The organism is Ewingella sp. C233, assembly GCF_055407225.1.
In genome coordinates this window covers 1,992,724-2,014,129 of record NZ_JBUZRI010000001.1, presented here as the reverse complement: position 1 = coordinate 2,014,129, position 21,406 = coordinate 1,992,724, and the positions used below count along the sequence as shown (strand labels likewise).

Below are 21,406 nucleotides of genomic sequence, written 5' to 3'. Positions count from 1 at the left end.
GCCACTCTGCTCTACCGTTTTTAACGCCCGTAGTCAGCGAGCTGTTCGCCCCAAACTCCGGATCAGTCACTATACTGATAAGGTAAGTATCACAAATCGGAGGATTGATATGACCATTCATAAGTACGGTACAGCACACTGGGAAGGCGATATTAAACAGGGGAAAGGGTACATTTCGACAGAAAGCGGTGCGCTTAAAGATCAACCCTATGGATTTAATACACGTTTTGAAGGTAAGCCGGGGAGCAATCCGGAGGAGCTGATTGGGGCGGCGCATTCATCCTGTTTCTCAATGGCACTTTCGCTGATGCTCGGCAATGAGGGTTTCGTCCCTGAAAGTATTGATACTAAGGCGATTGTGTCACTCGATAAGGTCGAAGGCGGATTTGCCATTTCCAAAGTGGCGCTGGAAAGTAAGGTCAAAGTGCCCGGTATTGAGAAAGACACTTTCGATAAAATCATCAAGCAGGCAAAAGAAGGCTGTCCTGTCTCTAAGCTGCTTAAGGTCGATATCACGCTGACTTATGAGTTAGAGAACTAAGAAGCACTCTGTGGCTCTGGTGGCCGCTTCTTGTAGGCACCGGCCGATGATGCTGATGTCAAAAATAAAGCCGGGCAGTTTTCACTGACCGGCTTTTGTGCATTTACAGCTTACTGCTACTGTCACCGAAATTAATTAATTTCCGGATGCTGCGCAATCAGGTTTTTTCTTTTGCTTTCAAGCTCGGCGATCTGCGCATCAATATCTTCAATCTTCAGTTCGATATTGTCGTGATGCTCCTGCAAGATCTCTTTGGCTTCAGCGCGGTCGGAGGCTGCGGGTGTCGCCCCTTTCAGCGGTTTATTGGCAGTTTCCTTCATGAATACACCGGTCACCAGACCAATAACGGAGACGACCATCAGATAGTAAGCCGGCATGTACAAGTTCTGCGTCGACTCAACCAGCCATGCCGCGAAGGTTGGCGTGATACCGGCGACCATGATGGAAATGTTGAAGGCAATCGCCAGCGCGCTGTAGCGGATGTTAGTTGGGAACATCGCTGGCAACGTGGAGGCCATGACACCAATAAAGCAGTTGAGCAGTACCGCAAGAATTAACAAGCCGCAGAAAATCAGGCCAATAACGCCACTGTTAATCAGAATGAAGCTTGGGATTGCGAGTATAAACAGGCCAATACTGCCGACGATAATAAAGGGCTTACGGCCTATTTTATCGCTCAACATGCCGATAAACGGCTGTACAAATAGCATGCCGACCATAATGGCAATGATGATTAATACACCATGATCTTCTGAGTAATGCAGACTATGCGACAAGTAGCTTGGCATGTAAGTCAGCAGCATATAGTAGGTGACGTTGGTGGTGATCACGATGCCTACGCAGATAATCATGCTTTTCCACTGTTTAGTGAAAATTTCGCGGAAAGAGACTTTAGGTGGTTCGGCGATATTATTGCGCGAATCGTTGTCTATTTTATCCACGTGTTGCTGGAATGTAGGGGTCTCTTCCAAGGCATGACGCAGGTAAATACCGATCAAGCCCAGCGGTGCTGCGACGAAGAACGGAATACGCCAGCCCCAGTCCAGAAAGTTCTGCTCACCGACAATGCTCGATATCAGAATAACGACACCGGCACCTAAGACGAACCCGGCGATAGAACCGAAATCAAGCCAGCTGCTGAGGAAACCGCGCTTTCTGTCCGGTGAGTATTCGGAAACAAAAATGGCTGCCCCGGTGTATTCACCACCCACGGAAAAGCCCTGAGCGAGTTTTGCCAGTAACAGCAGTATTGGCGCCCAGATACCAATCGTGGCATAGCCAGGTATCAGCCCGATACAGAAGGTGCTGACCGACATTATAATGATGGTGACGGAGAGAACTTTCTGCCGTCCGAACTTATCACCCAATGCGCCAAAGAACAGACCACCCAGCGGTCTCACCAGGAAGGGAACAGAGAAAGTTGCCAGTGCAGCAATCATCTGAATACCCGGATCTGCACCTGGGAAAAATACCTGACCCAGCGCAAAAGCGACGAAACCGTACACACCAAAGTCGAACCACTCCATGGCGTTACCCAGAGCGGCTGCGGTGATAGCTTTCTTCAGCTTGGTGTCATCAATGATAGTAATGTCATTGATTTGCATGGGTTTAACGCGTTTTTTTCTTAATCTCATTTTTTACGTCCTTTGTTCAAATAGCTCCACTGTGTAAAGCGTGAGATATTTATCTGCTAAAGTACTTTTTAGAAATTTCAAATCATTATAGGACGCTTTTGAGAATAGGTGCAAAGCGGGGTCATTTAATGAACAATGGCGCATTAAATGAAAAAAGAGCAGGAAAGACCCACTCTTTTATTGCGCGCTGTTTTTACAAATCGATGTAATGATCAACAGATAAGAAGGGAAATTTAAAACAGGGAAGAGGTTAAAACAGCCCCGAGGGGCGTTTTTAGGGTTAGATTTCACCCGATGTATCTGTATTGCTCAGTGCCCTGATCGACAAAGGCAAATGGTAGTTCGGCTGGCTGGTGAAGAACGCCTGCAAAGCTACGCGCTTCTTACGGTCTATCGAGATCTCTTCCATTGTTTTACGGAAGATACTGTAGCGGCCACAAGAGGTGCAGGTCACGGTGACAATTTTCGCCGACATGTTTACCGACGTCTTATTGGTGCTTTGGCACAACGGGCACTCATCACGAGCGCTTACAACTGTGGAACTCATAAAACCTCCGGTTTTATTCCGAGCGGCCCATAGTATAGCGCGAAAAGGCGTCAATTGCTTAGCGGTAATTTTTTATTAGTGGATTTTAAGCGCAACAAGGTGTAGGCAATTTATCAAAATGGGTTAAAAACCGCGACATAGCCGCTTTTAGCGCTTCCAGCGGCGCCGGAAATATTTTTTCTTCAGGCAGATATTTTTGCGGGGTTGTTGCACAATTCATCACTTATGCAGGGTACATTACACTTAAAGCATTCTCTAACCTAATGGATAAACCAATCCAAAATGACCCCGATTATCTATCAACGGATTGACGGTGCTGAATATCGCCATATCTATGTAGTGGGCGATCTGCACGGCTGTCTTTCAATGCTGGAAGAGCAGCTTGCGCGGGTACGCTTTGACGCGGCCAGCGATCTATTGCTTTCAGTGGGTGACCTTGCTGACCGCGGGCCTGACTGTATCGGCTGTCTGGCTTTAATGGATGAACCCTGGTTTATTTGCGTGCGTGGCAATCATGAGCAGATGGCGATTGATGCGCTGAATGAAACCAATATCGAACGCTGGCTACGTAACGGTGGCGACTGGTTTTATGCGCTTGAGGGGGGAAGGGAAGAGGAGGCCAGGCAGCTCATTTACAAGGCTAACCAACTGCCGCACGTGATTGAAATTAGCACAACTCAGGGCATAGTGGTGATAGCTCACGCTGACTACACCTCAGACGATTATGAATTTGGTAAACCGCTGGATGGTTATCAGGTTATCTGGAACCGAGACCGGGTCAACCATGCGCTGGCGGGGCGTTACCAGGAAATCAGTGGTGCACAGGCTTTTTACTTTGGTCACACGCCGGTCGAACATCCTCAGGTGTTTGCCAACCAGCATTACATTGATACTGGCGCAGTATTTGGCGGGTATTTGACGGTACAGCAAATTCAGTAAGCACTGCTTCAGGGGCGGAACGCCTGAAATTCCGCCAGAGAAGGATAGGCATCCTGCCCGCCTGCACGGGTAACGCAGCAGGCGGCATAAAGAGTTGCGTGTTCTAGCGCATTCAGGACGTCGCCATCTTTCGCATAATAATGCGCGAAGCAGCCAATAAATGCATCGCGGGCACCCCGCGTATCGACCGCATGGACTTTATAAGCAGCAACGTGACGCGTTTTTCCCCAGCTCATCCACAGACAACCGCGCTCACCAAGGGTGATGATCAGATTCCTCAGCCCCTGTTGCAGCAGGCTTTTTGCCGCTTCTTCCATTTGTGCAAAGCCGTTCACCGGCATATCAGTGAGGGTTTCCAGTTCGCTTTCGCTGACAATAAGAAAATCGCCGCGGCAGGCGAGGCCAGCATCCTGTGAGCTGCTCAGGTCAGCAGGGGTGAGAACAACGGTGAGCCCATGGTGCGTCGCACTGGCCATTATCGGGTTCAGTATTTCTGCGGGCTGGTCCAGTTGCAGCAGGAGGAGGGAACAGCGCTGCAGGTCACTTTCATTGTCAGGAAAACACGTACGCACAGCCCGTGAATTGCCCAGTTGCGCGACAGCGCGGGCCTGAAGGATTTCCCGGCGGCGGTTGCTGACGGTACTTTGCGTCATCCCGTTAGAATAAAGAGTGTTCCTCTTGTGGTGTGTTAACTCTGTACCACCGAATCCCATTGCTGCGATACCCATTTTCGTTCTCCCGCTGTCGGATTATTGCGCTATTATTTTGTTATCATAACAACATTGCAATGCAATAATGTTTTAAATGTGACATTTGTCGTGGGTTGAAAGGGCGTGTTATTCGATTTTATCAAGATGCGTCAGTCAGGTAGCTGATGTTTAATGTGATAATTATAACAAATTGCACATTGATGCCGTTTGCCGCTGCCACGCTGCAAAGGTATAGTAACCGATAGCCTTTTGGAGACCCATTAAGACATCATCATGGAAAATAAGCGCGAAGACCGGATACAGCGTCTGTTAATGGCGTTAAAGAAGTCCGATAAAATCCATTTAAAAGAAGCCGCGCTGTTGCTCGATGTGTCGGAAATGACCATCCGTCGCGATTTGAATGCTGCGCCTTCGCCGGTGATCCTCCTCGGCGGGTACATTGTGATCGATCCGAAAAACAGCCCCGCGACACATTATTTTGTCACTGAACAGAAAATGCGTCAGGTGGAAGAGAAACGCCGTCTTGCGAGAGTGGCCGCCCGTCTGGTCGAAGATGACGATACTGTGTTTTTTGATTGCGGAACCACTACGCCCTATATTATTGAAAGTATTCCTGATACGCGGATTTTTACTGCCATCTGTTATTCGCTTAACACTTTCCTTGCTCTGCAGGAGAAGCCTCATTGCGAGGTGATTTTATGTGGGGGTGCGTTTAAATCCAGCAACAGCATTTTCACCCCGATTGGCCGCAGCAATGAACTGGACTATATCCGTCCGAATAAAGCCTTTATTTCAGCGGCAGGGGTGAGTATTCAGTATGGCGTAAGTTGTTTTAATTTCGACGAATTGTTGATGAAGCATCAGGCGATGGAAAGAACCGAGCAAAATATTCTGGTGGTCGACAGCAGTAAATTTGAGCAGGTGCGACCGGCTGCGATCGCACCTCTGGCACGCTTTAATACTTTGGTGACGGACGTTCAGCCCGCTCAGGCGTATGTGGATTTTTGCCGCCAGTCTGATATCACCCTGCTGAACTGAGAGGGTCGGCATGGGCTGCGATCTTTTCCACATGCTGGTAAAAGACCACATCCCAGACTCCATTCTCTGAGCCGTCATTAAGATAGTGCTCGTAGCAGGCTTTACCATCCGGCTTGTAACCACTTTCGGCAATGTACTGCGTGTAAAACTCGGTCCATGCTTTGGCAAAATTACCGTCAGCCACCGTGGTGTGGTAGGCCGCGTAAGTACCACCCGGTAATGTTTGCAGTGCCAGGCCTTCAGCATCGTCGAGAATGAAATTATCGGCAACGCAGACAGACGGGTCAGCCCGCAACTTCTCTCCGGGTGTGGTGTTTGGGTTATCATGGAACAGTGTCAGCCACTCAAGATGTTTTTGATGATGACGTTCTGACCACGCCACCAGATGGCGGAATCCTTCCTTGATGGTTTTTTCATAGGGGCCGACAACCCGGTAACTCACCAGTTTTCTCGCTGGCCTTTCTACTATCATAAATTCCATAGTGTTCTCCTTATGCTTAATATCAGCGAATGGGGTCCTTTTACAAAAGAGGAAAGCAGGTTGAGCTATAACAGTTTCAACCTCAATCGGGGTCAACTGCTCTACGCGCTATAACAGTGACCATGATAAAATCTTGGTATCAGATAGCATTATAGTCGTACCTGTCGCGAGGTTTTGAGATGGACGTAATCAAAAATATATTAAACAGTGAAATTGAGCGGATTAACCGCCTTGAAGGCCGTGACGGCAAGCCGCGTATCAACACTGAATTTTTTGTAAATCATCCGTGGTTGTGTCTCGCGATGCTGGCGGGGTACATTCTGGTGGGGATTGTGATGTATGTATCTCCTTACATGGGGATAGGGTGGTTCGCAGGTTTTACGGCTTTCCTGCTGTTTATGTCAGCCATGTTGCTGATGGAAATCAAACCCACTTACCGCTACGAAGACATTGGCGTGCTGGATCTGCGTGTTTGTTATAACGGCGAGTGGTACTTCAGCCGGGAGATTTCTTCTGATGCTGTGGCGCAGTTGTTGAGTTCTAAAGACGTCAACCAGCGCATCAAAAATCGTATTGAAGCTATTGTACGCAACAAAGGTGCTATTGATTTCTATGATGTTTATGATGTAGCCCGTCAGGATAAGCTGTTGCACAATACGCTGGCCAGTGTACAGGTTGCGCACTAAGACTCCCTTTTCGATGCCTCTGCAATGACGAGACGGCTGCGGTTCTGATAAACTGAAACTGAACTATCCTTCTGGTGAATGTAACATTCTGGCGGATATAACAGCTCAGTACAGAGGCCGCAGTGGAACGAATCAAACTCACAATTCATCATTTATTCAAACTCTCCTCTGACCCCATGAAAACGTCAGCCAGCGTCAAAATGGATGCCACGGCGACCGCGCGTATTTTCGCCGGTGATACACTGCTACTGACAGAAAAGATGCAAGGTCAGGCAAACCATTTTGACCGTTATATCCCCTTGGATCACCTGAACACTCTTTGTCCTGAGGGGCAGGAATTACGGGTGGAATGGGAGAGCGATGGCAGTGTTCACATGTCTGTATCACGTGTCGAAATGTGCCCTTGTTGCGGCGAAGAGGGCCTGCATGGATGAGTTATGGTGAGATGACGGGTAGAATAAGCAGAGATCGGCAATTAAGGGGCGAATGATGACGTTTATCAACAATGAGTTTGAATACCGTAACTGGATCATGGAAGAGATTTTTCAGGTCAGTGCGGTGGGCGAAACCACTGAATTTGTCGATCAGGAAGTTGACGATTTTATCTTTGATGCGCGGCCACTTAATTATCCTTGTATTGCCGTTATGATCCAGACTCCCGGTCAGCCCGGTGTTTGTGAGCCTCGCTTTGTCTACAAAGAGCAGGTTTTTGAGTGGGCACATCAGATGGGGTTTGGCTTCGATAGCTAATGCCGTGTGGTTTCAACCCTGAGCTTTCTGCTCAGGGTCTTCAGGTTTCAGGAATCAGACATTCTTCCTGTCAATTTTCTCTTCCCCCCAGAACAGATAGTCTTCCTTTGTTTTCGCGAAAGCTATTGGAAGAACCTCATCATTTCCTTCCTCCCAAATCTTCTGTGCCAGCACCTCATCATTCTTAGCCAGCTCGAAAATGGCTTCCGCAATTTCATGCGACGTTTCACGCGTATTAGCCCAAGCTTTAATGGTAGACGTGGTCATCTCATTCTCCTTGTGATTAATAATTCAGAATACTGCTCCCTTTAACTATGGTCGCCGAGCGCAGGTGACGCAAATCTGAGTGAGGTTAAATTGCGCGATATGGTGTTGTTTTTAACCATAGCTACTAGATGTAGTGACAAAATGTGCCCGGAGAGGGATAAAAAAGAGCGGGCGACAGGGCTCTGGTTTATAATGCTGACAGCGTTTGATAACTTAGGGTGAAGAGAATGAGTGACGATATTTTTGATTTTGATATAGATGCTGCACTGGAAAAAGCGGAAGAGAAAGCTGCCGAGAAAGCCTCTGCTGTGCCTGAAGTTGTTCAGGATGAAAGTGACTGCGAAGGCTGCAAAATCTAATTTTTCGCAATGTCTGTAATAAACACGCTTTACGTTTTCAAAAAACAAACCGCTCCGGCGGTTTTTTTTATGTCTGTAATTTATGCAATAAAAGTAAATTATCCTTTGTTGTTAACGCGTTGCCTCTTGCGCCCGTTTATGTCTGATTTGTCGTATATGTAAGGAGAACGTGAGGGCTGAGTAAATGGGATAAATTCCTATAGAACAGTAAGATAGCTGGCGGTACCTTGGCATCACCTGATAAGCAGGTCGTGAGGTATCGGATGAAAAAATTAATTTTAGTTCTCGCTGTCATGCTAAGTTTACCGGCCGTTGCGCAGGCTGATGTCGAGATAGGGGTCAACGTCCCCGGCCTGTCACTGCATGTCGGTGATCGCGACCCACGTGGTTATTATTGGGATGGTGGTGGCTGGAGAGAACCTGGCTGGTGGGACCATCATTATCGTGATGAAGGCCGTGGTCACTGGGTTTATTACGCACCGCCTCCGCCTCCTCCGCGTTACTGGCATCATGACCATTATTGGCGTGAAGGGCCACCCCCACCGCACTGGCATGAGGGTCCCCCTCCGGGATGGCGTGAAGGTCCGCCACCGGGACGTTGGTAACAGAGTGAAAAGTATTTGAGAACAGGGTAGGCGGTGATAATGCGAAGGCATCCTCAACGTCTATTCTGTTCTTCTTTATTGAGTGTCAAAACGACGTTTTCAGAGCGCGTTATCATTAATATTTCGGATGTATTTTAAATAAATATTCATTTAATTTATGTATTTAATGGGTGTTGGTTGGTATGCTCCCGTTATCTGTTTAGATTAACTTTCAGATAAAGTGATCCTTGATCATCCCCCGTCAAATTGTTAATTTTATGTTGCTTGAATCAGCAACGGATGGCTCGATTTTATTTTCGCTGCGTAGCCCGGAACGTGAGTTCTTATCAGATATTCGGGGTGCCGCAGTGACAACAGTAAAACCCTGAGAACCATCTTATGTATATGATTAAAAATGATTTTGAATACCGCGACTGGATGATGAAGACCTATTTCCTGCTGGATGGCATTCAGGGCGACAGCTTGCTGACGGAAGAAGAGTTGGAAGACTTTTTGTTCGAAAGCCGACCGGCTCTCTATCCTTGTCTCGCAACGTTACAGCTTTCATCGGTCCGGCCTTTGGATAACGAAATTTCATTTATTTACCCAGAGCAAATTAGCCTCTGGGCAAAAGAGATGGGTGTGATTAAATGTTGATTGATTCAGCTGGTGCATTCGCCAGAGCGTAATGTCTGTATAATATTCGGCTGTTCCCCGTCAGTAAAAAAACGCCTCTCGTGGGCGTTTTTTTATTATCAGGTTTCACCAACTATTTGTTATGGCCGCCCAGATTGCCAATTTCACCGATCAGTTGCGCCTTACAGTGCAAAAGCGTTTCGCGCAACTGCGCTGCATTAGTTTCCATTCGCGTGGAAGGGGCCAATAGTGAAACCGTGTAAAGGCCGAGAAATGTGTCGAGGGTGACGGCCATCGTCGAGATACCTTCCACCGTTTCTCCGTTTTCGGTTGAGATACCGCTCTCTCGTACAACGGCAATTTTTGCCAGTAATGAATCAATATCACGTACCGTATAACAGGTCATTGGCTCAAAAGTTTGCCCCACTAAGGCACGGATCTCCTGATCTGTTTTCAATGCCAGTAAGGCGCGTCCGGCGGAAGTGCTATATATCGGCAGGTTTAACCCTACCCGCGGAGAAACCCGCAATTCACGCTCTGCAACCACGTTATAAATATTGGCAATCTGCATTCCGCTGGCGCGCCCAAGAGCGACAGTTTCATTGGCCGTTTCGCTAAGTTGTTTTAAAAAAGGTGAGGCGATAGCGATGACATCGGTATGAACAGTCGATACCAGGCGCAGTAATGTTGGTCCCAGTCTCACCCCGGCGGCGCCCTCTGAACGAACAAATCCCTCTTCGGCCAGCGCAGCGACAATACGCTGAACCGTCGAGCGGGGCAGGTATACTTCATTAGCGATTGTGCCAAGGCTCATACCCTGCGGATGCTCTCCCAATGTGTTGAGGATCTTCGCTGCGCGGGAAATAACCTGAATTCCCCCTGTACGTTCCTCGTCTGGATGACTGTCATCACTCATCGTTCTCTCCTTTTCAAAACGTTCCCTCTTTACTGAAACACCGATGGGTCAATGTAATCTCCGGCAGCATGAAAAACAAACCCCAATCACATTGCAATACAGTGTCCCGTATTATAGTATTTTCACTGTATCGTATTGCGGTGCAGTGAACCGAAAATATTTTGGAGCAGAATAAGTGTTGAGCTCAGAGACGATAACCCTGCCATCCAACACCAACGGGCAAGATAAGCCGCGGGGTCAACAGGAAATTAATGAACCAATCCGTTGCATTACACGTGGCAGCCGGGGGACCTGAGCCCATAGCCGTCTCCCCCTTACCCCAACCTTTCACCCTGAAGCTGGTAATTGGACTCCTCGGGGTGCTGCTTGCCTCGTTAAGTTCTGGTCTGAATGATCGGGTGACAGATATCGCGTTGGTGGATGTACGTGGAGTGCTGAGCATCAGCAGCGACCAGGGATCATGGCTGATTGGTGCTTATCAGGCTGCTGCTGTGGCGGCCACGATGGTGGCACCGTGGATGGCGATGACCTTTTCTATCCGCCGTTTCGCGATGGGTATGACTGCCGGGTTTATCCTGCTGGCCGCGCTTATCCCCTTTGCACACAATCTGACGGCTCTTATCATTTTACGGAGCATTCAGGGGGTATTTGGTGGGGCGCTTCCTCCATTGCTGATGACCGTAGCGCTGCGCTTCCTGCCCCCACATTATAAGTTATATGGGTTGAGTGCTTTCGCACTGACTGCCACTTTTGGGCCCAATGTCGCGACATCCATGGCTGCCGTCTGGACCGACTACGTCGGTTGGCAATGGGTATTCTGGCAGGTGATCCCGCCGTGCGTGGTCGGTTTTATAATGATGGGTTACGGTATCCCGCAGGATCCCATGCGTTTTGAGCGATTAAGGCAGATGGATCGTATTGGTATGTTCACCGGTTGTAGCGGCATGGCGTTATTGGTGCTGGTCCTGCAGCAGGGCGAGAGGCTGAACTGGTTCAACTCGCCGCTGATCACCCTGATGTTCCTTGCCTCACTGGCGCTGCTGACCCTTTTCATCGTCAATGAGTGGTACCACCCTTTGCCGCTGTTCAAGCTGCAAATGCTTAGTCGTCGTAACCTTTCACACGGATTGCTGACGCTCTTTGGGCTGATGCTGTTATTTCTTTCCGGTTCTGCGCTGCCCTCAGGTTATATGGCGCAGGTGGAAGGATTTCGCGCCGTTCAGTTTGGGCCACTGGCGCTGACTATTGGTTTACCCCAGTTAATCCTGGCACCGCTGGTGGCGGCTTTGCTCAATATTCGCTGGGTGGATAGCCGCTGGGTATTGGTCTGCGGTCTTGGGTTGATGGCTTTCTCGTGTTTTTGGGGAAGCCAGCTGACGACGGCGTGGTCGCGGGATAATTTCTACCCGATCCAGATAATGCAGGCTTTCGGCCAGCCAATGGCTGTTATGCCCATCCTGATGGGGGCGACCAGCGTGGTTTTACCACATGAAGGACCCTTTGCGTCGGCGATGTTCAACACGGTCCGGGCAACGGGCAGTATTGCTGGTGGCGCACTCCTTGCAGAGTTTCTCCATCACAGGCAGCAGATTCATTCGAACGTATTGCTTAATCATGCCGGGAACAACAGCTATTTACTGTCCCAGCCTTACGACGGTGTCAGCACATTTCTGGCTCCGCTGAAGGGTGATGGTTCAGCCATCTCTGCCGAAATTCTGGGGCAGTTTTCTCAGCTGGTGCGCAAACAGTCGCTGGTTCTGGGCATTTCGGATAGTTATCTGGGGATCATCGTGCTGGCACTCTTACTGACATTTTTGGCGGTAATGCTACCGAAACGTACCTTTGCGCCGTAGTCAGGGATTAACCTCCAAAGATTCATCCTGCATTTTCGACCGCACGTTCAAACGAGAATCACAATATGATTAAAATCTCTTCAATACGCTTTGGCGGGCTGATTGCCGCGGTGATTATCGCGCTTTTACTGTTCACGGTCTGGCAGATGCTGGTTCGCAATGGAAGCCCTCAAACCAATGATGCGTTTATTTCTGCCGATTCCACGCTGGTGGCCCCACGGATTTCAGGCACTATTGCAGAAGTTTTGGTTGCTGATAATCAGTGGGTTAAAGCGGGAGATGTGCTGGCCCGTATTGATGATGGTGATTACCATAATGCGGTACTCAGTGCGCAGGCTAATCTGGAAACCGCTAATGCACAGATGTTGAGTTATGCCGCGCAGCTGGGAAAACAGCAGCAAACTATTTTACAGGCCAGGGCACAGGCAAGCGCGGGTGCAGCCAGTCTTACATATGCAAGGCAAAGTGCTGACCGCTACAAGCGGTTGCTGCAAAATGGCTCCGGCACCGCCGATCAGCGCGATGAATCTGACGCCAACTACCGCACGAAACAGGCGGCGCAACAGAGTGATATGGCCGCTGTACTGGCGGCGGAAAAAGAGGTTGATGTGCTTAAAGCCGGGCAGGCACAGGCTAAAGCTGCTATTGACTCTGCGGCAACAGCACTGGCGCAGGCAAAGCTCAATCTGAGTTATACGGAAATTAAAGCCCCCATTGAAGGGATCGTCGGTCAAAGATCAGTGCGCGTGGGGGCATATGTGAGCGCTGGAACGCGTATTTTAGCCGTAGTGCCGCTGCAACATGCCTATGTTGTGGCTAACTATCTTGAAACTCAGCTGGCCGACGTAGCGCCGCGGCAGGCAGTGATGGTGAAAGTTGATGCTTTACCCGGCGTCATATTTAAAGGGCGGGTGGAGAGTATATCGCCCGCGACAGGCGTCACGTTTGCACCCATCGCGCCGGACAACGCTACGGGTAATTACACCAAAGTTGTGCAGCGGCTGGCGGTGAAAATCGTGCTGGATCAGGGGCAGGAGAGTGCCGGGCGACTCAAGGTTGGGATGTCTGCCGTGCCGACGATTGATACGTCATCAGGGTAGATGATGGGTTTCATAATAAAAAAGGCGGCCAGAGAAACCTCATGGCCGCCTTTTTATGGCTCAGATACCTTCGCCTGAACGCACATTATGAATGCTGATTTTGCGCTTTAACCTGGGCCCGTTCCGGTTTACCCGAGAAGAGGAAACGCAGCACAGGGATGCGTTTGTGGATCTCATACAGTATGAAGGCGATACCAAATACAAACACCAGCCCGACGAGAAAACCAACCCAGTCATTGTGAATGCGCGGGGTAATAAAGGCGCCGTAGATTAGGGTCAGCGGATGGTGAACCAGATAGATGAACAGGGACGAATTCACCAGATAGGTTATCCATGGGGACTGGAAATTCAACACATAGTGGCTGAAGGAGAACACCACGTTGACCATCAGGATACCCAACAATGACGTAATAATTGCATCCAGTTCCATCGAGTAAAGTTGTGGAGTATTGATGTGCTGGTTGATCATGTAGGCGACGAACAGGAACAAACTGACAACGCCTGCCCAAGCCGAAGGTTTTATGAACAACTCTTTTAGCCAGGCAAACTTGAAGGCAAACGCACCGATCACAAAGAAGGGCAGGTAGAACAGTGTCTGCATTACGACGAAATTAAATGCGCCATTCGATAACAGTTCGGGTGCGAAAATATAAATTGCGCGGTTAAATGTGGCGTAAATTAAGCCGATAAATAAGAATACAATTGAGAGTTTTCCTAAGCTATTAGTACGGCTCTTAATTGCGTTAATGCGATTAATCTTAATTTCTTTAAGAGATTTAAATAAATAAAAGCAAATACTGGTTAAGATCACCAGGGTCAGCAGGAACCATAAATGTGAAACCATTTCCCACACGGTGATATTGATTTTTTGATAAAGACCGAGGCTATCCCAGTTAGAGAATTTGTCGGTGAATTTCATCAGAAAGTACAGCTGCGGCAGCGTGATCAGCGGGAAGGCCGCAGCCAGCGGGATAGCCACTCGCTCGAGGCGTACCTTCAGCCATTTCTGCGGGTCATAACGTTCATACAGCATATAGGAGAAGTAGCCGGATATAACGAAAAACACCTGCATGCGGAAGGCGTGGATTATGTCATTGAAAACCGTCAGGCCACTTGAGGGGACGGCACTGTTTACTGCCCAGACATGGCTGGAGTAAATCAATGATATATGGAATGGAATTCCGAGCAGCATCAAATAGGCCCGGATGGAGTCCAAAAAGAACTCACGCTGATTATTTTGTGTTTTCATTACGTATCCGTTGTATGAAGCTTATCCTGATTTTAGTGCTTAAATTGCGAACAGGGTAATAATCTGTCGTAAGGAAAAGTGTTCGTTCCTTACGTTAGCTTAATTTATCTGGCGTGAACCTACTATGTTATAGAACAAGTTATAGGACAAGTTTCCATAGCCGGAGTTTCAACGAATTGATATCCTTGTAGCGTTGTGTGCTTAAACGGTTCATCAACGGGATGAACCATCAATCTCTCATGTTGTCGGAAACCTGACTGTTCCTTTAAACTTTAAAAAAGAATGATGAGTTTAGCGCACGTAAAGGAGGGGATGTGCCGGGTAAAAATTTTTCCAAAGGGCCACGTATGACTAAAGTCCGTTTGCTGAGTGCCGCAGTGTTGATGTCTTTGATCTCTTCATCTGCCTGGGCTTTTTCTATTGATGATGTTGCCAAACAGGCCAAAGCGTTAGCTGACAAAGGCTACGAAGCGCCGAAGAGCAACCTTCCATCGCAGCTTCGCGATCTGAAATTCGCGGACTACCAACAAATTCAATTCAATCATGATAAAGCGTACTGGAAAAACCTGAACACGCCTTTCAAGCTTGAGTTCTATCACCAGGGCATGTATTTCGACACGCCGGTGAAAATCAATGAAGTGACGGCTAACACTGTCAAAGAAATCAAATATAGCCCGGACTACTTCAATTTTGGCAACGTGAAGCACGATGCTGACACGGTCAAAAACCTCGGCTTCGCCGGTTTCAAAGTTCTTTATCCGATCAATAAAGCCGATAAAGATGATGAAATTATGAGTGTGCTGGGTGCCAGCTACTTCCGCGTGATTGGCAAAGGCCAGGTTTATGGTCTGTCTGCCCGTGGTCTGGCTATCGATACTGCTCTGGCGTCTGGTGAAGAGTTCCCACGTTTCCGTGAATTCTGGATTGAACGTCCGAATCCGGATGAGAAACACCTGGTGATTTACGCGCTGCTGGATTCTCCGCGAGCTACAGGCGCTTACCGTCTGGATGTGTATCCGGGTAAAGAAGCGACCGTAGACGTTCAGTCTAAAGTGTACCTGCGTGACAAAGTTGGCAAACTGGGCATCGCTCCGCTCACTAGCATGTACCTGTTTGGTGCTAACCAGCCGTCTCCAGTGATGAATTATCGCCCGGCGCTGCATGACTCTAACGGTCTTTCTATGCAGGCTGGTAACGGTGAGTGGATCTGGCGTCCGCTAAATAATCCGAAACATTTGGCCGTCAGCCAGTTCACCATGGAAAACCCGAAAGGCTTTGGTTTGCTGCAACGTGGCCGTGAGTTCTCCAACTTCGAAGATCTCGATGACCGTTATGATCTGCGTCCAAGTGGCTGGGTCGAAACCAAGGGTGATTGGGGTAAAGGTAAAATCGAGCTGGTGGAAATTCCTACCGCCGATGAGACCAATGACAACATCGTTGCATTCTGGACACCTGAGCAGTTGCCTGAAGTCGGCAAACCTCTGGATCTGAACTATCGTCTGCACTTCAGCCGTGACGAAGAAAAACTGCATTCTCCGGATCTGGCGTGGGTACAGCGTACTATGCGCTCTACCGGTGACGTGAAGCAGTCTAATCTGACCCGCGAAGCTGACGGCAGCGTCGCTTTCTTGGTTGATTTTGTCGGTCCGAATCTGAAAGCCCTGAAAGCTGACACCCCGGTGGCCTCTCAGGTCAGTATCGGTGACAACGGTGATCTGGTTGAAAACAATGTCCGCTATAATCCTGTCACTAAAGGCTGGCGTCTGACGCTGCGCGTGAAAGTGAAAGACCCTAAGAAGCCGATCGAAATGCGTGCTTCTCTGGTGAATGGCGAAAAAACACTGAGTGAAACCTGGAGCTATCAGCTGCCTGCAAATGAATAAGTCAACGCATTCTACCCAAGATTACGTGAAGGCTTTGCCGCTTACTGAAGAACAGAAAGCGGCTCTCACTCAGCAGCTTCCTGCTGCTGAAGAGGAGGCCTTTGCCACCGTGCACCGTCGTTTAGGCGGTGCTACAACACAAAGCAGCGATATTGCTGATATCGATGCGCCACTGGTTTCCGTACAGGCCCGCGTGGCCGCAGGTTGGCCAGATGCGATGGAAAATGGCAGCTTGTCCGATGTGGACAACGAAGGCCGTACCATCCTCAGTGCTATGCCTCCGGTCAAACGTTCCAGCATGTTTCCTGATGTCTGGCGTACCAATCCGGTAGGCCGCTTCTGGGACTCCATGATGGGGCGTAGCGCGGCTGCACGTCGTTATACCTCAGCGGAAATGCCTGAGTCGGAAAAAAGATGGCGTCACGCCGGTTCAGTGCGTCGTTATACCTTGCTGGTACTGATGCTGGTGCAAACCGCCATCGCCACATGGTATATGAAAACCATCCTGCCTTATCAGGGCTGGGCGCTGATTGATCCTGCCGATATGCTCAATCAGGACTGGCTGCAGTCGGTACTTCAATTGTTGCCATACGTTTTACAGACCGGGATCCTGGTGCTGTTTGCCATACTGTTCTGCTGGGTTTCCGCCGGGTTCTGGACGGCGCTGATGGGCTTTTTACAACTGCTTATCGGACGGGATAAATACAGCATCACGGCCTCAACCACCGGCCTTGAACCGCTGAATCCGAAGAACCGTACTGCGCTTATCATGCCGATTTGTAACGAAGATGTGGAACGCGTATTCGCGGGTCTGCGTGCAACTTATGAATCAGTGAAAGCCACCGGCGATCTGGACCAGTTTGATATTTACGTCCTGAGCGACAGTTACGACCCGGATATCTGCGTCGCAGAGCAAAAAGCCTGGATGGAAGTGTGCCGCGACGTCGAAGGACATGGCCGAATCTTCTACCGCCGTCGTCGTCGTCGCGTGAAACGTAAAAGTGGCAACATTGATGACTGGTGCCGTCGCTGGGGGGGAGAATACGCCTACATGGTGATTCTGGATGCCGACAGCGTTATGAGCGGTGAATGTCTCACCGGTCTGGCTCGTCTGATGGATGCCAACCCGAACGCCGGTATTATCCAGTCTGCGCCAAAAGCGTCTGGTATGGATACGCTGTATGCGCGTTGCCAGCAGTTTGCTACCCGAGTATATGGCCCGTTGTTTACGGCCGGTCTGCACTTCTGGCAGTTGGGCGAATCGCACTACTGGGGGCATAACGCCATCATCCGTGTGAAACCCTTTATCGAACACTGTGCACTGGCACCGTTGCCGGGTGAGGGTTCGTTCGCCGGTTCAATCATGTCCCATGACTTCGTGGAAGCCGCATTGATGCGCCGTGCGGGTTGGGGCGTCTGGATAGCCTATGACCTGCCGGGCAGTTACGAAGAGTTGCCGCCGAACCTGCTCGACGAGCTGAAACGCGACCGTCGCTGGTGCCATGGCAACCTGATGAACTTCCGCCTGTTCCTGGTTAAAGGTATGCACCCGGTTCACCGTGCCGTGTTCCTGACCGGTGTCATGTCCTACCTTTCAGCGCCGCTGTGGTTTATGTTCCTGGCCCTGTCTACGGCGTTGCAGGTAGTACATACCCTGATGGAGCCGCAGTACTTCCTGCAACCGCGGCAACTGTTCCCGGTCTGGCCGCAGTGGCGTCCTGAACTGGCCATTGCGCTGTTCTCTACCACGCTGGTATTGCTGTTCCTGCCTAAACTTCTCAGTATCGTGTTGATCTGGGCGAAAGGTGCGAAAGAGTTCGGTGGTGGCATCCGTCTGTTCCTGTCGATGCTGCTGGAGATGCTGTTCTCCGTGCTGCTGGCGCCGGTGCGTATGCTGTTTCACACTGTTTTCGTGGTCAGCGCCTTCCTGGGTTGGGAAGTAGTATGGAACTCACCGCAGCGTGACGATGATGACACCCCTTGGGGCGAAGCTTTTAAACGTCATGGTTCGCAACTGCTATTGGGTGCTGTGTGGGCTGGCGGCATGGCGTGGCTCGATCTGCGCTTCCTGTGGTGGTTATCACCGATCGTCTTCTCATTGATCCTTTCGCCATTTGTGTCCGTGCTGTCGAGCCGTGCCACACTGGGAATCAAGAGCAAAAAGGCCAAACTGTTTCTTATCCCGGAAGAGTACAACCCACCGCGTGAACTGGTGGCGACTGAGGAATACCTCAAACTTAACCGTTCGCGTATGCTGAAAAATGGCTTCATGCACGCCGTGTTTGACCCGACTTTCAACGCCCTGGCAACCGGTATGGCGACGTCACGTCACCTGCTGCGCCCTATCGTAGAAAATGGTCGTCAGCAACGCCTTGAATTGGCCTTTAAGACCGGTCCAAAAGCGTTGGGCAAGGCAGATCGCTTGATCCTGCTAAGTGATCCGGTACTGATGGCCCGTCTGCACTCCGCCGTATGGACTCAACCAGACCAGCACGCCTGGAGTGCGTATTACAGTGAGTTGCCACGTAATGTTCAGGCTTTCCCTGAAACACAAACGCTGGAAACGAAGCCTGCCTAAACGGGTAAGCTGAAATACGCTGAAGAAAATAATGGGCAGTATGCTGATGCATGCTGCCCTTTTTATCGGCTTTAATAGGTAAGCGAAGTGATTAAACGAGTTATATTACGCGGCACTCTGGTAGCAATCACCGCAGTGACCCTGACCGGCTGTGGCAGTATTATCAGCCGTACTGTTCCCGGCCAGGGACACGGTAATCAATATTATCCGGGTGTGCAGTGGGATGTCCGTGAAGGGCCGTGGCGTTATGTCACGGTGATCGACGTACCGCTGGCGATGATAGTCGATACTTTTATGTTGCCTATTGATGCCCGCCACGGACCCTATGAATAACGTTGTGCATGTGAACGGTTAGTCGATATCGCGGCCAGGATAATCATCTTCGTCATCCCATTCACTGGCAGCGGCTGCGCCTTCTTCGCTGTCAAGCGGCGGTTCATGCTGATATTCGCCCTCGTCCCATTCATATAACGTACTCTCTTCCATCCACTCCTCTTCAAGTTCGCGTTTATCATAATCGTCATCAAAAATGGCCTGTGCAGCAGCACCGCTGCGAAAGGTCAGACTCTCAATTGAATCACCTTCATTAGACAGAAATTCGGCCTGCCACATGATGTCACCATCCTGCAAAATATACTTTTGCAGATTGAACTGCTCCGGGACCGGCGCTTCATCACTGCCTCTCGTGTCCTGTGTTGCCTCAAGAAATTCTTCGCGCGCGGCATCAACAGCTTCTTCCAGGGTTGCGTACATGCTCATCTCTTTCTCCTGAGTTGCTTTCACGGGGGTTCCGGCTAATGTTTAATGAATACGTTAGTTATTAATGGCTAACGGGATAAGGATAAATGACCAGCCAATGTTTGCCTGACTCACTAATTGTTGACGTTATGGCTGAGGATGCAAGTTTTCGGATGCCAGTTGCGCATAATTTCATTCATAAGTGTCATTTTTCAGAGCACGTTATTCATCAGGATAAATCTATGATCCCGCGCGACAGCGTTTTACGTATTGCACGCCCGACAGATAATCTGGAAACCATCGCTAAGATGTATTGCGAGGGCCTGGGCTTCGAACCGCTGGGGGAGTTTAAGGATCATCTGGGGTTTTCTGGTGTGATGATCGGGCATCCGCAGCATCACTATCATCTTGAATTTACCCACCATCAGGGAACCACGGTGGGCAGAGCGCCAACGCAGGATAACCTGCTGATTTTTTATATTCGGGATGAGCCGGCGTGGCAACGCCAGTGCAAGCAAATAGTGGCTGGCGGATTTATCGAGGTCGTTTCGTACAACCCTTATTGGGATAACACAGGCAAAACATTCGAAGATGCAGACGGTTATCGCGTTGTGCTGGCTCATCGCGACTGGACCGTCTGACCTTCAGGGCTGGGTTTACTCGACCATCGTCTGACGTGGCCGACGCTGCAGACACCAGTAGGAGTAAATGGCGTTGAACAGCACGACCAGAGCGGTGACAAGGAATACCGTGCGAAACCCGTAACTGGCCGACACCGCTGCACCCAACAGCGGGCCGGTCACATTGCCCACATCGCGGAATGACTGGTTGTAGCTGAATACGCGGCCTGCGACCTGATTGGTGCAGTTATAGATAAGCAGGGTTTGGACCGCGGGCAGCAGGGCGCCATCGGCAGCACCGAGCATAAAACGCAGGATCCCCAGTTGCAGCGGATTTTGTACAAAGGCCATTGGTATCAGTAACAGCACTGAAACGCCGAGCATGGCGACCAGGATCCTTTCCGGTCCAATCCGGTCCCCCAGTTTTCCCAATTTGGGCGCACTCATCAGCGCGGCAACGCCGGGAACCGAAGCGATCATGCCGCTAATAAACGCCAGACTCTGGGTGTTACCCGCTAACTCACGTACATAAAGCGTCAGGATAGGGGCAATTGAGCCGGTCGCGACCTGAATAATCAGGGTGGTAATAAACAGAAAAAGCACCAGACGGGGATTTTTCAGCGAAGCAAAAACCTGTTTGCGGCTCAGCATGTCCTTTTTGTGGATCGGAACGAACTGTTCGCGGATACAATACAGGGTCATCAGGAAGCAAAGAAACAGTACGCTGGCAGTGATGAAGAACACCGGCCGTAATCCGTAGCTATCGGCGAGTAACCCACCCACCATCGGCCCCAGCAGTGCGCCGCTGACCCCGCCGGTAGACAACGTCCCCAGTGCCCAGCCGCTTTTATTTCGAGGGATTTGGGTGGCGATCAACGCATTGGCATTCGGAACAAAACCACCGAGCAGCCCGAGCAGGGCGCGCAAGATCAGTAACTGCCAGATATTTTGTGCTACCCCCATCAGCGCCATCACGATAGCCATGCCCAATGCCGAGCGCAGCAGCATGATCTTACGTCCCTTACGGTCAGCCAGCCCACCCCAGAAGGGAGATGCAATTGCTGAAAATAGGAATGTAATACTGAATACCAGCCCTGACCACATATTCAGGGATTCATGGCCGGTAACGCCGAGCGTTTCGATGTACAAAGGCAGGAAAGGCATGACCAGACTAAACGCAGCACCGGTAAGAAAGCAGCCGATCCAGGCGACAAAGAGATTACGTTTCCAATTTATTGGGGCAGGTGCCGTTTCTGGTGCAGGTTCCGAGGTCATAAAATACCGATGAAAGAGGTCC

At 49.9% G+C, this 21,406-nt stretch carries 24 protein-coding genes; 15 read left to right on the top strand and 9 right to left on the bottom strand.

Annotation, left to right across the window (positions count from 1 at the left end; translation table 11 throughout):
* The first annotated feature begins 109 nt into the window (after window positions 1–109).
* Complete coding sequence (locus ACZRKO_RS09160) at window positions 110–541, top strand: OsmC family protein (protein ID WP_463736886.1); 432 nt, start codon at window positions 110–112, stop codon at window positions 539–541.
* Window positions 542–672: 131 nt separating this feature from the next.
* Here ACZRKO_RS09160 and proP read toward each other — a convergent pair whose 3' ends face one another.
* Both proP and ACZRKO_RS09150 read right to left on the bottom strand, forming a co-directional pair.
* Entirely contained in the window at window positions 673–2,175 is a 1,503-nt protein-coding gene (gene proP / locus ACZRKO_RS09155; RefSeq protein ID WP_463736885.1) for a glycine betaine/L-proline transporter ProP, read from the bottom strand.
* A 280-nt stretch (window positions 2,176–2,455) separates the two neighbouring features.
* Window positions 2,456–2,722, bottom strand: coding sequence for a hypothetical protein (locus ACZRKO_RS09150; protein ID WP_463736884.1), 267 nt, complete (start codon window positions 2,720–2,722; stop codon window positions 2,456–2,458).
* 282 nt (window positions 2,723–3,004) lie between these two features.
* On the opposite strand from ACZRKO_RS09150, the gene ACZRKO_RS09145 reads away from it, so the two are divergent.
* Window positions 3,005–3,661: a metallophosphoesterase gene (locus tag ACZRKO_RS09145; RefSeq protein ID WP_463736883.1), complete on the top strand. Its 657-nt coding sequence runs from the start codon at window positions 3,005–3,007 to the stop codon at window positions 3,659–3,661.
* A gap of 8 nt (window positions 3,662–3,669) precedes the next feature.
* Here ACZRKO_RS09145 and ACZRKO_RS09140 read toward each other — a convergent pair whose 3' ends face one another.
* On the bottom strand, window positions 3,670–4,389 hold the full coding sequence (locus ACZRKO_RS09140) for a PfkB family carbohydrate kinase (protein ID WP_463736882.1): 720 nt from the start codon (window positions 4,387–4,389) through the stop codon (window positions 3,670–3,672).
* Window positions 4,390–4,644: 255 nt separating this feature from the next.
* On the opposite strand from ACZRKO_RS09140, the gene deoR reads away from it, so the two are divergent.
* Window positions 4,645–5,409, top strand: coding sequence for a DNA-binding transcriptional repressor DeoR (gene deoR, locus ACZRKO_RS09135; protein WP_463736881.1), 765 nt, complete (start codon window positions 4,645–4,647; stop codon window positions 5,407–5,409).
* On the opposite strand, the gene ACZRKO_RS09130 is transcribed toward deoR, so the two are convergent.
* A complete protein-coding gene (locus ACZRKO_RS09130; RefSeq protein WP_463736880.1) occupies window positions 5,393–5,890 on the bottom strand; it encodes a GyrI-like domain-containing protein in 498 nt (165 codons plus the stop codon). The two genes, deoR and ACZRKO_RS09130, sit on opposite strands and share 17 nt — an antisense overlap.
* A 179-nt stretch (window positions 5,891–6,069) precedes the next feature.
* Between ACZRKO_RS09130 and ACZRKO_RS09125 the strand changes: the two genes are divergently transcribed.
* From ACZRKO_RS09125 to ACZRKO_RS09115, 3 genes are all read left to right on the top strand, one after another.
* The gene (locus ACZRKO_RS09125; protein ID WP_463736879.1) at window positions 6,070–6,576 is read left to right on the top strand and encodes a YlaC family protein; all 507 of its coding nucleotides are present in this window, start codon (window positions 6,070–6,072) and stop codon (window positions 6,574–6,576) included.
* Between the two features lie 122 nt (window positions 6,577–6,698).
* A complete protein-coding gene (locus tag ACZRKO_RS09120; protein ID WP_463736878.1) occupies window positions 6,699–7,010 on the top strand; it encodes a hypothetical protein in 312 nt (103 codons plus the stop codon).
* Between the two features lie 52 nt (window positions 7,011–7,062).
* Window positions 7,063–7,326, top strand: coding sequence for a hypothetical protein (locus ACZRKO_RS09115; RefSeq protein WP_463736877.1), 264 nt, complete (start codon window positions 7,063–7,065; stop codon window positions 7,324–7,326).
* A 54-nt stretch (window positions 7,327–7,380) separates the two neighbouring features.
* Here ACZRKO_RS09115 and ACZRKO_RS09110 read toward each other — a convergent pair whose 3' ends face one another.
* Entirely contained in the window at window positions 7,381–7,593 is a 213-nt protein-coding gene (locus ACZRKO_RS09110; protein WP_463736876.1) for a YccJ family protein, read from the bottom strand.
* A 227-nt stretch (window positions 7,594–7,820) separates the two neighbouring features.
* Between ACZRKO_RS09110 and ACZRKO_RS09105 the strand changes: the two genes are divergently transcribed.
* The 3 genes from ACZRKO_RS09105 (at window position 7,821) to ACZRKO_RS09095 (ending at window position 9,193) form a co-directional block, all read left to right on the top strand.
* The gene (locus tag ACZRKO_RS09105; protein WP_256594519.1) at window positions 7,821–7,952 is read left to right on the top strand and encodes a hypothetical protein; all 132 of its coding nucleotides are present in this window, start codon (window positions 7,821–7,823) and stop codon (window positions 7,950–7,952) included.
* A 263-nt stretch (window positions 7,953–8,215) separates the two neighbouring features.
* Window positions 8,216–8,557, top strand: a complete 342-nt coding sequence (locus ACZRKO_RS09100; RefSeq protein WP_463736875.1) for a DUF2502 domain-containing protein — start codon at window positions 8,216–8,218, stop codon at window positions 8,555–8,557.
* A gap of 378 nt (window positions 8,558–8,935) precedes the next feature.
* Window positions 8,936–9,193: a hypothetical protein gene (locus ACZRKO_RS09095; protein WP_463736874.1), complete on the top strand. Its 258-nt coding sequence runs from the start codon at window positions 8,936–8,938 to the stop codon at window positions 9,191–9,193.
* 112 nt (window positions 9,194–9,305) lie between these two features.
* Here the strand turns inward: ACZRKO_RS09095 and ACZRKO_RS09090 are convergent, their stop codons facing one another.
* Window positions 9,306–10,088 carry an IclR family transcriptional regulator gene (locus tag ACZRKO_RS09090; protein WP_463736873.1) on the bottom strand — a complete coding sequence of 261 codons (783 nt, stop codon included), beginning with the start codon at window positions 10,086–10,088 and terminating at the stop codon, window positions 9,306–9,308.
* A 251-nt stretch (window positions 10,089–10,339) separates the two neighbouring features.
* Between ACZRKO_RS09090 and ACZRKO_RS09085 the strand changes: the two genes are divergently transcribed.
* Both ACZRKO_RS09085 and ACZRKO_RS09080 read left to right on the top strand, forming a co-directional pair.
* On the top strand, window positions 10,340–11,941 hold the full coding sequence (locus ACZRKO_RS09085) for an MFS transporter (protein ID WP_463736872.1): 1,602 nt from the start codon (window positions 10,340–10,342) through the stop codon (window positions 11,939–11,941).
* 65 nt (window positions 11,942–12,006) lie between these two features.
* Window positions 12,007–13,041, top strand: coding sequence for an HlyD family secretion protein (locus ACZRKO_RS09080; protein ID WP_463736871.1), 1,035 nt, complete (start codon window positions 12,007–12,009; stop codon window positions 13,039–13,041).
* Window positions 13,042–13,126: 85 nt separating this feature from the next.
* Here ACZRKO_RS09080 and mdoC read toward each other — a convergent pair whose 3' ends face one another.
* Window positions 13,127–14,290 (bottom strand): glucans biosynthesis protein MdoC, encoded by a 1,164-nt coding sequence (mdoC, locus tag ACZRKO_RS09075; protein WP_463736870.1) that lies wholly within the window; start codon window positions 14,288–14,290, stop codon window positions 13,127–13,129.
* A gap of 347 nt (window positions 14,291–14,637) precedes the next feature.
* Between mdoC and ACZRKO_RS09070 the strand changes: the two genes are divergently transcribed.
* The 3 genes from ACZRKO_RS09070 to ACZRKO_RS09060 all read left to right on the top strand — a co-directional run bounded on the left by ACZRKO_RS09070 (window position 14,638) and on the right by ACZRKO_RS09060 (window position 19,084).
* Window positions 14,638–16,173, top strand: coding sequence for a glucan biosynthesis protein G (locus ACZRKO_RS09070; protein WP_463736869.1), 1,536 nt, complete (start codon window positions 14,638–14,640; stop codon window positions 16,171–16,173).
* Entirely contained in the window at window positions 16,166–18,751 is a 2,586-nt protein-coding gene (gene mdoH, locus ACZRKO_RS09065; protein WP_463736868.1) for a glucans biosynthesis glucosyltransferase MdoH, read from the top strand. Before ACZRKO_RS09070 ends, mdoH begins: the two co-directional genes overlap by 8 nt.
* 87 nt (window positions 18,752–18,838) lie before the next feature.
* Window positions 18,839–19,084, top strand: coding sequence for a YceK/YidQ family lipoprotein (locus tag ACZRKO_RS09060; protein WP_463736867.1), 246 nt, complete (start codon window positions 18,839–18,841; stop codon window positions 19,082–19,084).
* A gap of 18 nt (window positions 19,085–19,102) precedes the next feature.
* Here ACZRKO_RS09060 and ACZRKO_RS09055 read toward each other — a convergent pair whose 3' ends face one another.
* Window positions 19,103–19,510: a MysB family protein gene (locus ACZRKO_RS09055; RefSeq protein ID WP_463737516.1), complete on the bottom strand. Its 408-nt coding sequence runs from the start codon at window positions 19,508–19,510 to the stop codon at window positions 19,103–19,105.
* A 221-nt stretch (window positions 19,511–19,731) separates the two neighbouring features.
* On the opposite strand from ACZRKO_RS09055, the gene ACZRKO_RS09050 reads away from it, so the two are divergent.
* On the top strand, window positions 19,732–20,130 hold the full coding sequence (locus ACZRKO_RS09050; RefSeq protein WP_463736866.1) for a VOC family protein: 399 nt from the start codon (window positions 19,732–19,734) through the stop codon (window positions 20,128–20,130).
* A gap of 15 nt (window positions 20,131–20,145) precedes the next feature.
* On the opposite strand, the gene mdtG is transcribed toward ACZRKO_RS09050, so the two are convergent.
* Window positions 20,146–21,384, bottom strand: coding sequence for a multidrug efflux MFS transporter MdtG (gene mdtG / locus ACZRKO_RS09045; protein WP_463736865.1), 1,239 nt, complete (start codon window positions 21,382–21,384; stop codon window positions 20,146–20,148).
* Window positions 21,385–21,406 lie beyond the last annotated feature (22 nt).

Bases quoted from the DNA above. Each gene is read 5' to 3' on its own strand.
- ACZRKO_RS09160 (WP_463736886.1), top strand. From the start codon at position 110: ATGACCATTCATAAGTACGGTACAGCACACTGGGAAGGCGATATTAAA.
- proP (WP_463736885.1), bottom strand. From the start codon at position 2,175: ATGAGATTAAGAAAAAAACGCGTTAAACCCATGCAAATCAATGACATT.
- ACZRKO_RS09150 (WP_463736884.1), bottom strand. From the start codon at position 2,722: ATGAGTTCCACAGTTGTAAGCGCTCGTGATGAGTGCCCGTTGTGCCAA.
- ACZRKO_RS09145 (WP_463736883.1), top strand. From the start codon at position 3,005: ATGACCCCGATTATCTATCAACGGATTGACGGTGCTGAATATCGCCAT.
- ACZRKO_RS09140 (WP_463736882.1), bottom strand. From the start codon at position 4,389: ATGGGTATCGCAGCAATGGGATTCGGTGGTACAGAGTTAACACACCAC.
- deoR (WP_463736881.1), top strand. From the start codon at position 4,645: ATGGAAAATAAGCGCGAAGACCGGATACAGCGTCTGTTAATGGCGTTA.
- ACZRKO_RS09130 (WP_463736880.1), bottom strand. From the start codon at position 5,890: ATGGAATTTATGATAGTAGAAAGGCCAGCGAGAAAACTGGTGAGTTAC.
- ACZRKO_RS09125 (WP_463736879.1), top strand. From the start codon at position 6,070: ATGGACGTAATCAAAAATATATTAAACAGTGAAATTGAGCGGATTAAC.
- ACZRKO_RS09115 (WP_463736877.1), top strand. From the start codon at position 7,063: ATGATGACGTTTATCAACAATGAGTTTGAATACCGTAACTGGATCATG.
- ACZRKO_RS09110 (WP_463736876.1), bottom strand. From the start codon at position 7,593: ATGACCACGTCTACCATTAAAGCTTGGGCTAATACGCGTGAAACGTCG.
- ACZRKO_RS09105 (WP_256594519.1), top strand. From the start codon at position 7,821: ATGAGTGACGATATTTTTGATTTTGATATAGATGCTGCACTGGAAAAA.
- ACZRKO_RS09100 (WP_463736875.1), top strand. From the start codon at position 8,216: ATGAAAAAATTAATTTTAGTTCTCGCTGTCATGCTAAGTTTACCGGCC.
- ACZRKO_RS09095 (WP_463736874.1), top strand. From the start codon at position 8,936: ATGTATATGATTAAAAATGATTTTGAATACCGCGACTGGATGATGAAG.
- ACZRKO_RS09090 (WP_463736873.1), bottom strand. From the start codon at position 10,088: ATGAGTGATGACAGTCATCCAGACGAGGAACGTACAGGGGGAATTCAG.
- ACZRKO_RS09085 (WP_463736872.1), top strand. From the start codon at position 10,340: ATGAACCAATCCGTTGCATTACACGTGGCAGCCGGGGGACCTGAGCCC.
- ACZRKO_RS09080 (WP_463736871.1), top strand. From the start codon at position 12,007: ATGATTAAAATCTCTTCAATACGCTTTGGCGGGCTGATTGCCGCGGTG.
- mdoC (WP_463736870.1), bottom strand. From the start codon at position 14,290: ATGAAAACACAAAATAATCAGCGTGAGTTCTTTTTGGACTCCATCCGG.
- ACZRKO_RS09070 (WP_463736869.1), top strand. From the start codon at position 14,638: ATGACTAAAGTCCGTTTGCTGAGTGCCGCAGTGTTGATGTCTTTGATC.
- mdoH (WP_463736868.1), top strand. From the start codon at position 16,166: ATGAATAAGTCAACGCATTCTACCCAAGATTACGTGAAGGCTTTGCCG.
- ACZRKO_RS09055 (WP_463737516.1), bottom strand. From the start codon at position 19,510: ATGAGCATGTACGCAACCCTGGAAGAAGCTGTTGATGCCGCGCGCGAA.
- ACZRKO_RS09050 (WP_463736866.1), top strand. From the start codon at position 19,732: ATGATCCCGCGCGACAGCGTTTTACGTATTGCACGCCCGACAGATAAT.
- mdtG (WP_463736865.1), bottom strand. From the start codon at position 21,384: ATGACCTCGGAACCTGCACCAGAAACGGCACCTGCCCCAATAAATTGG.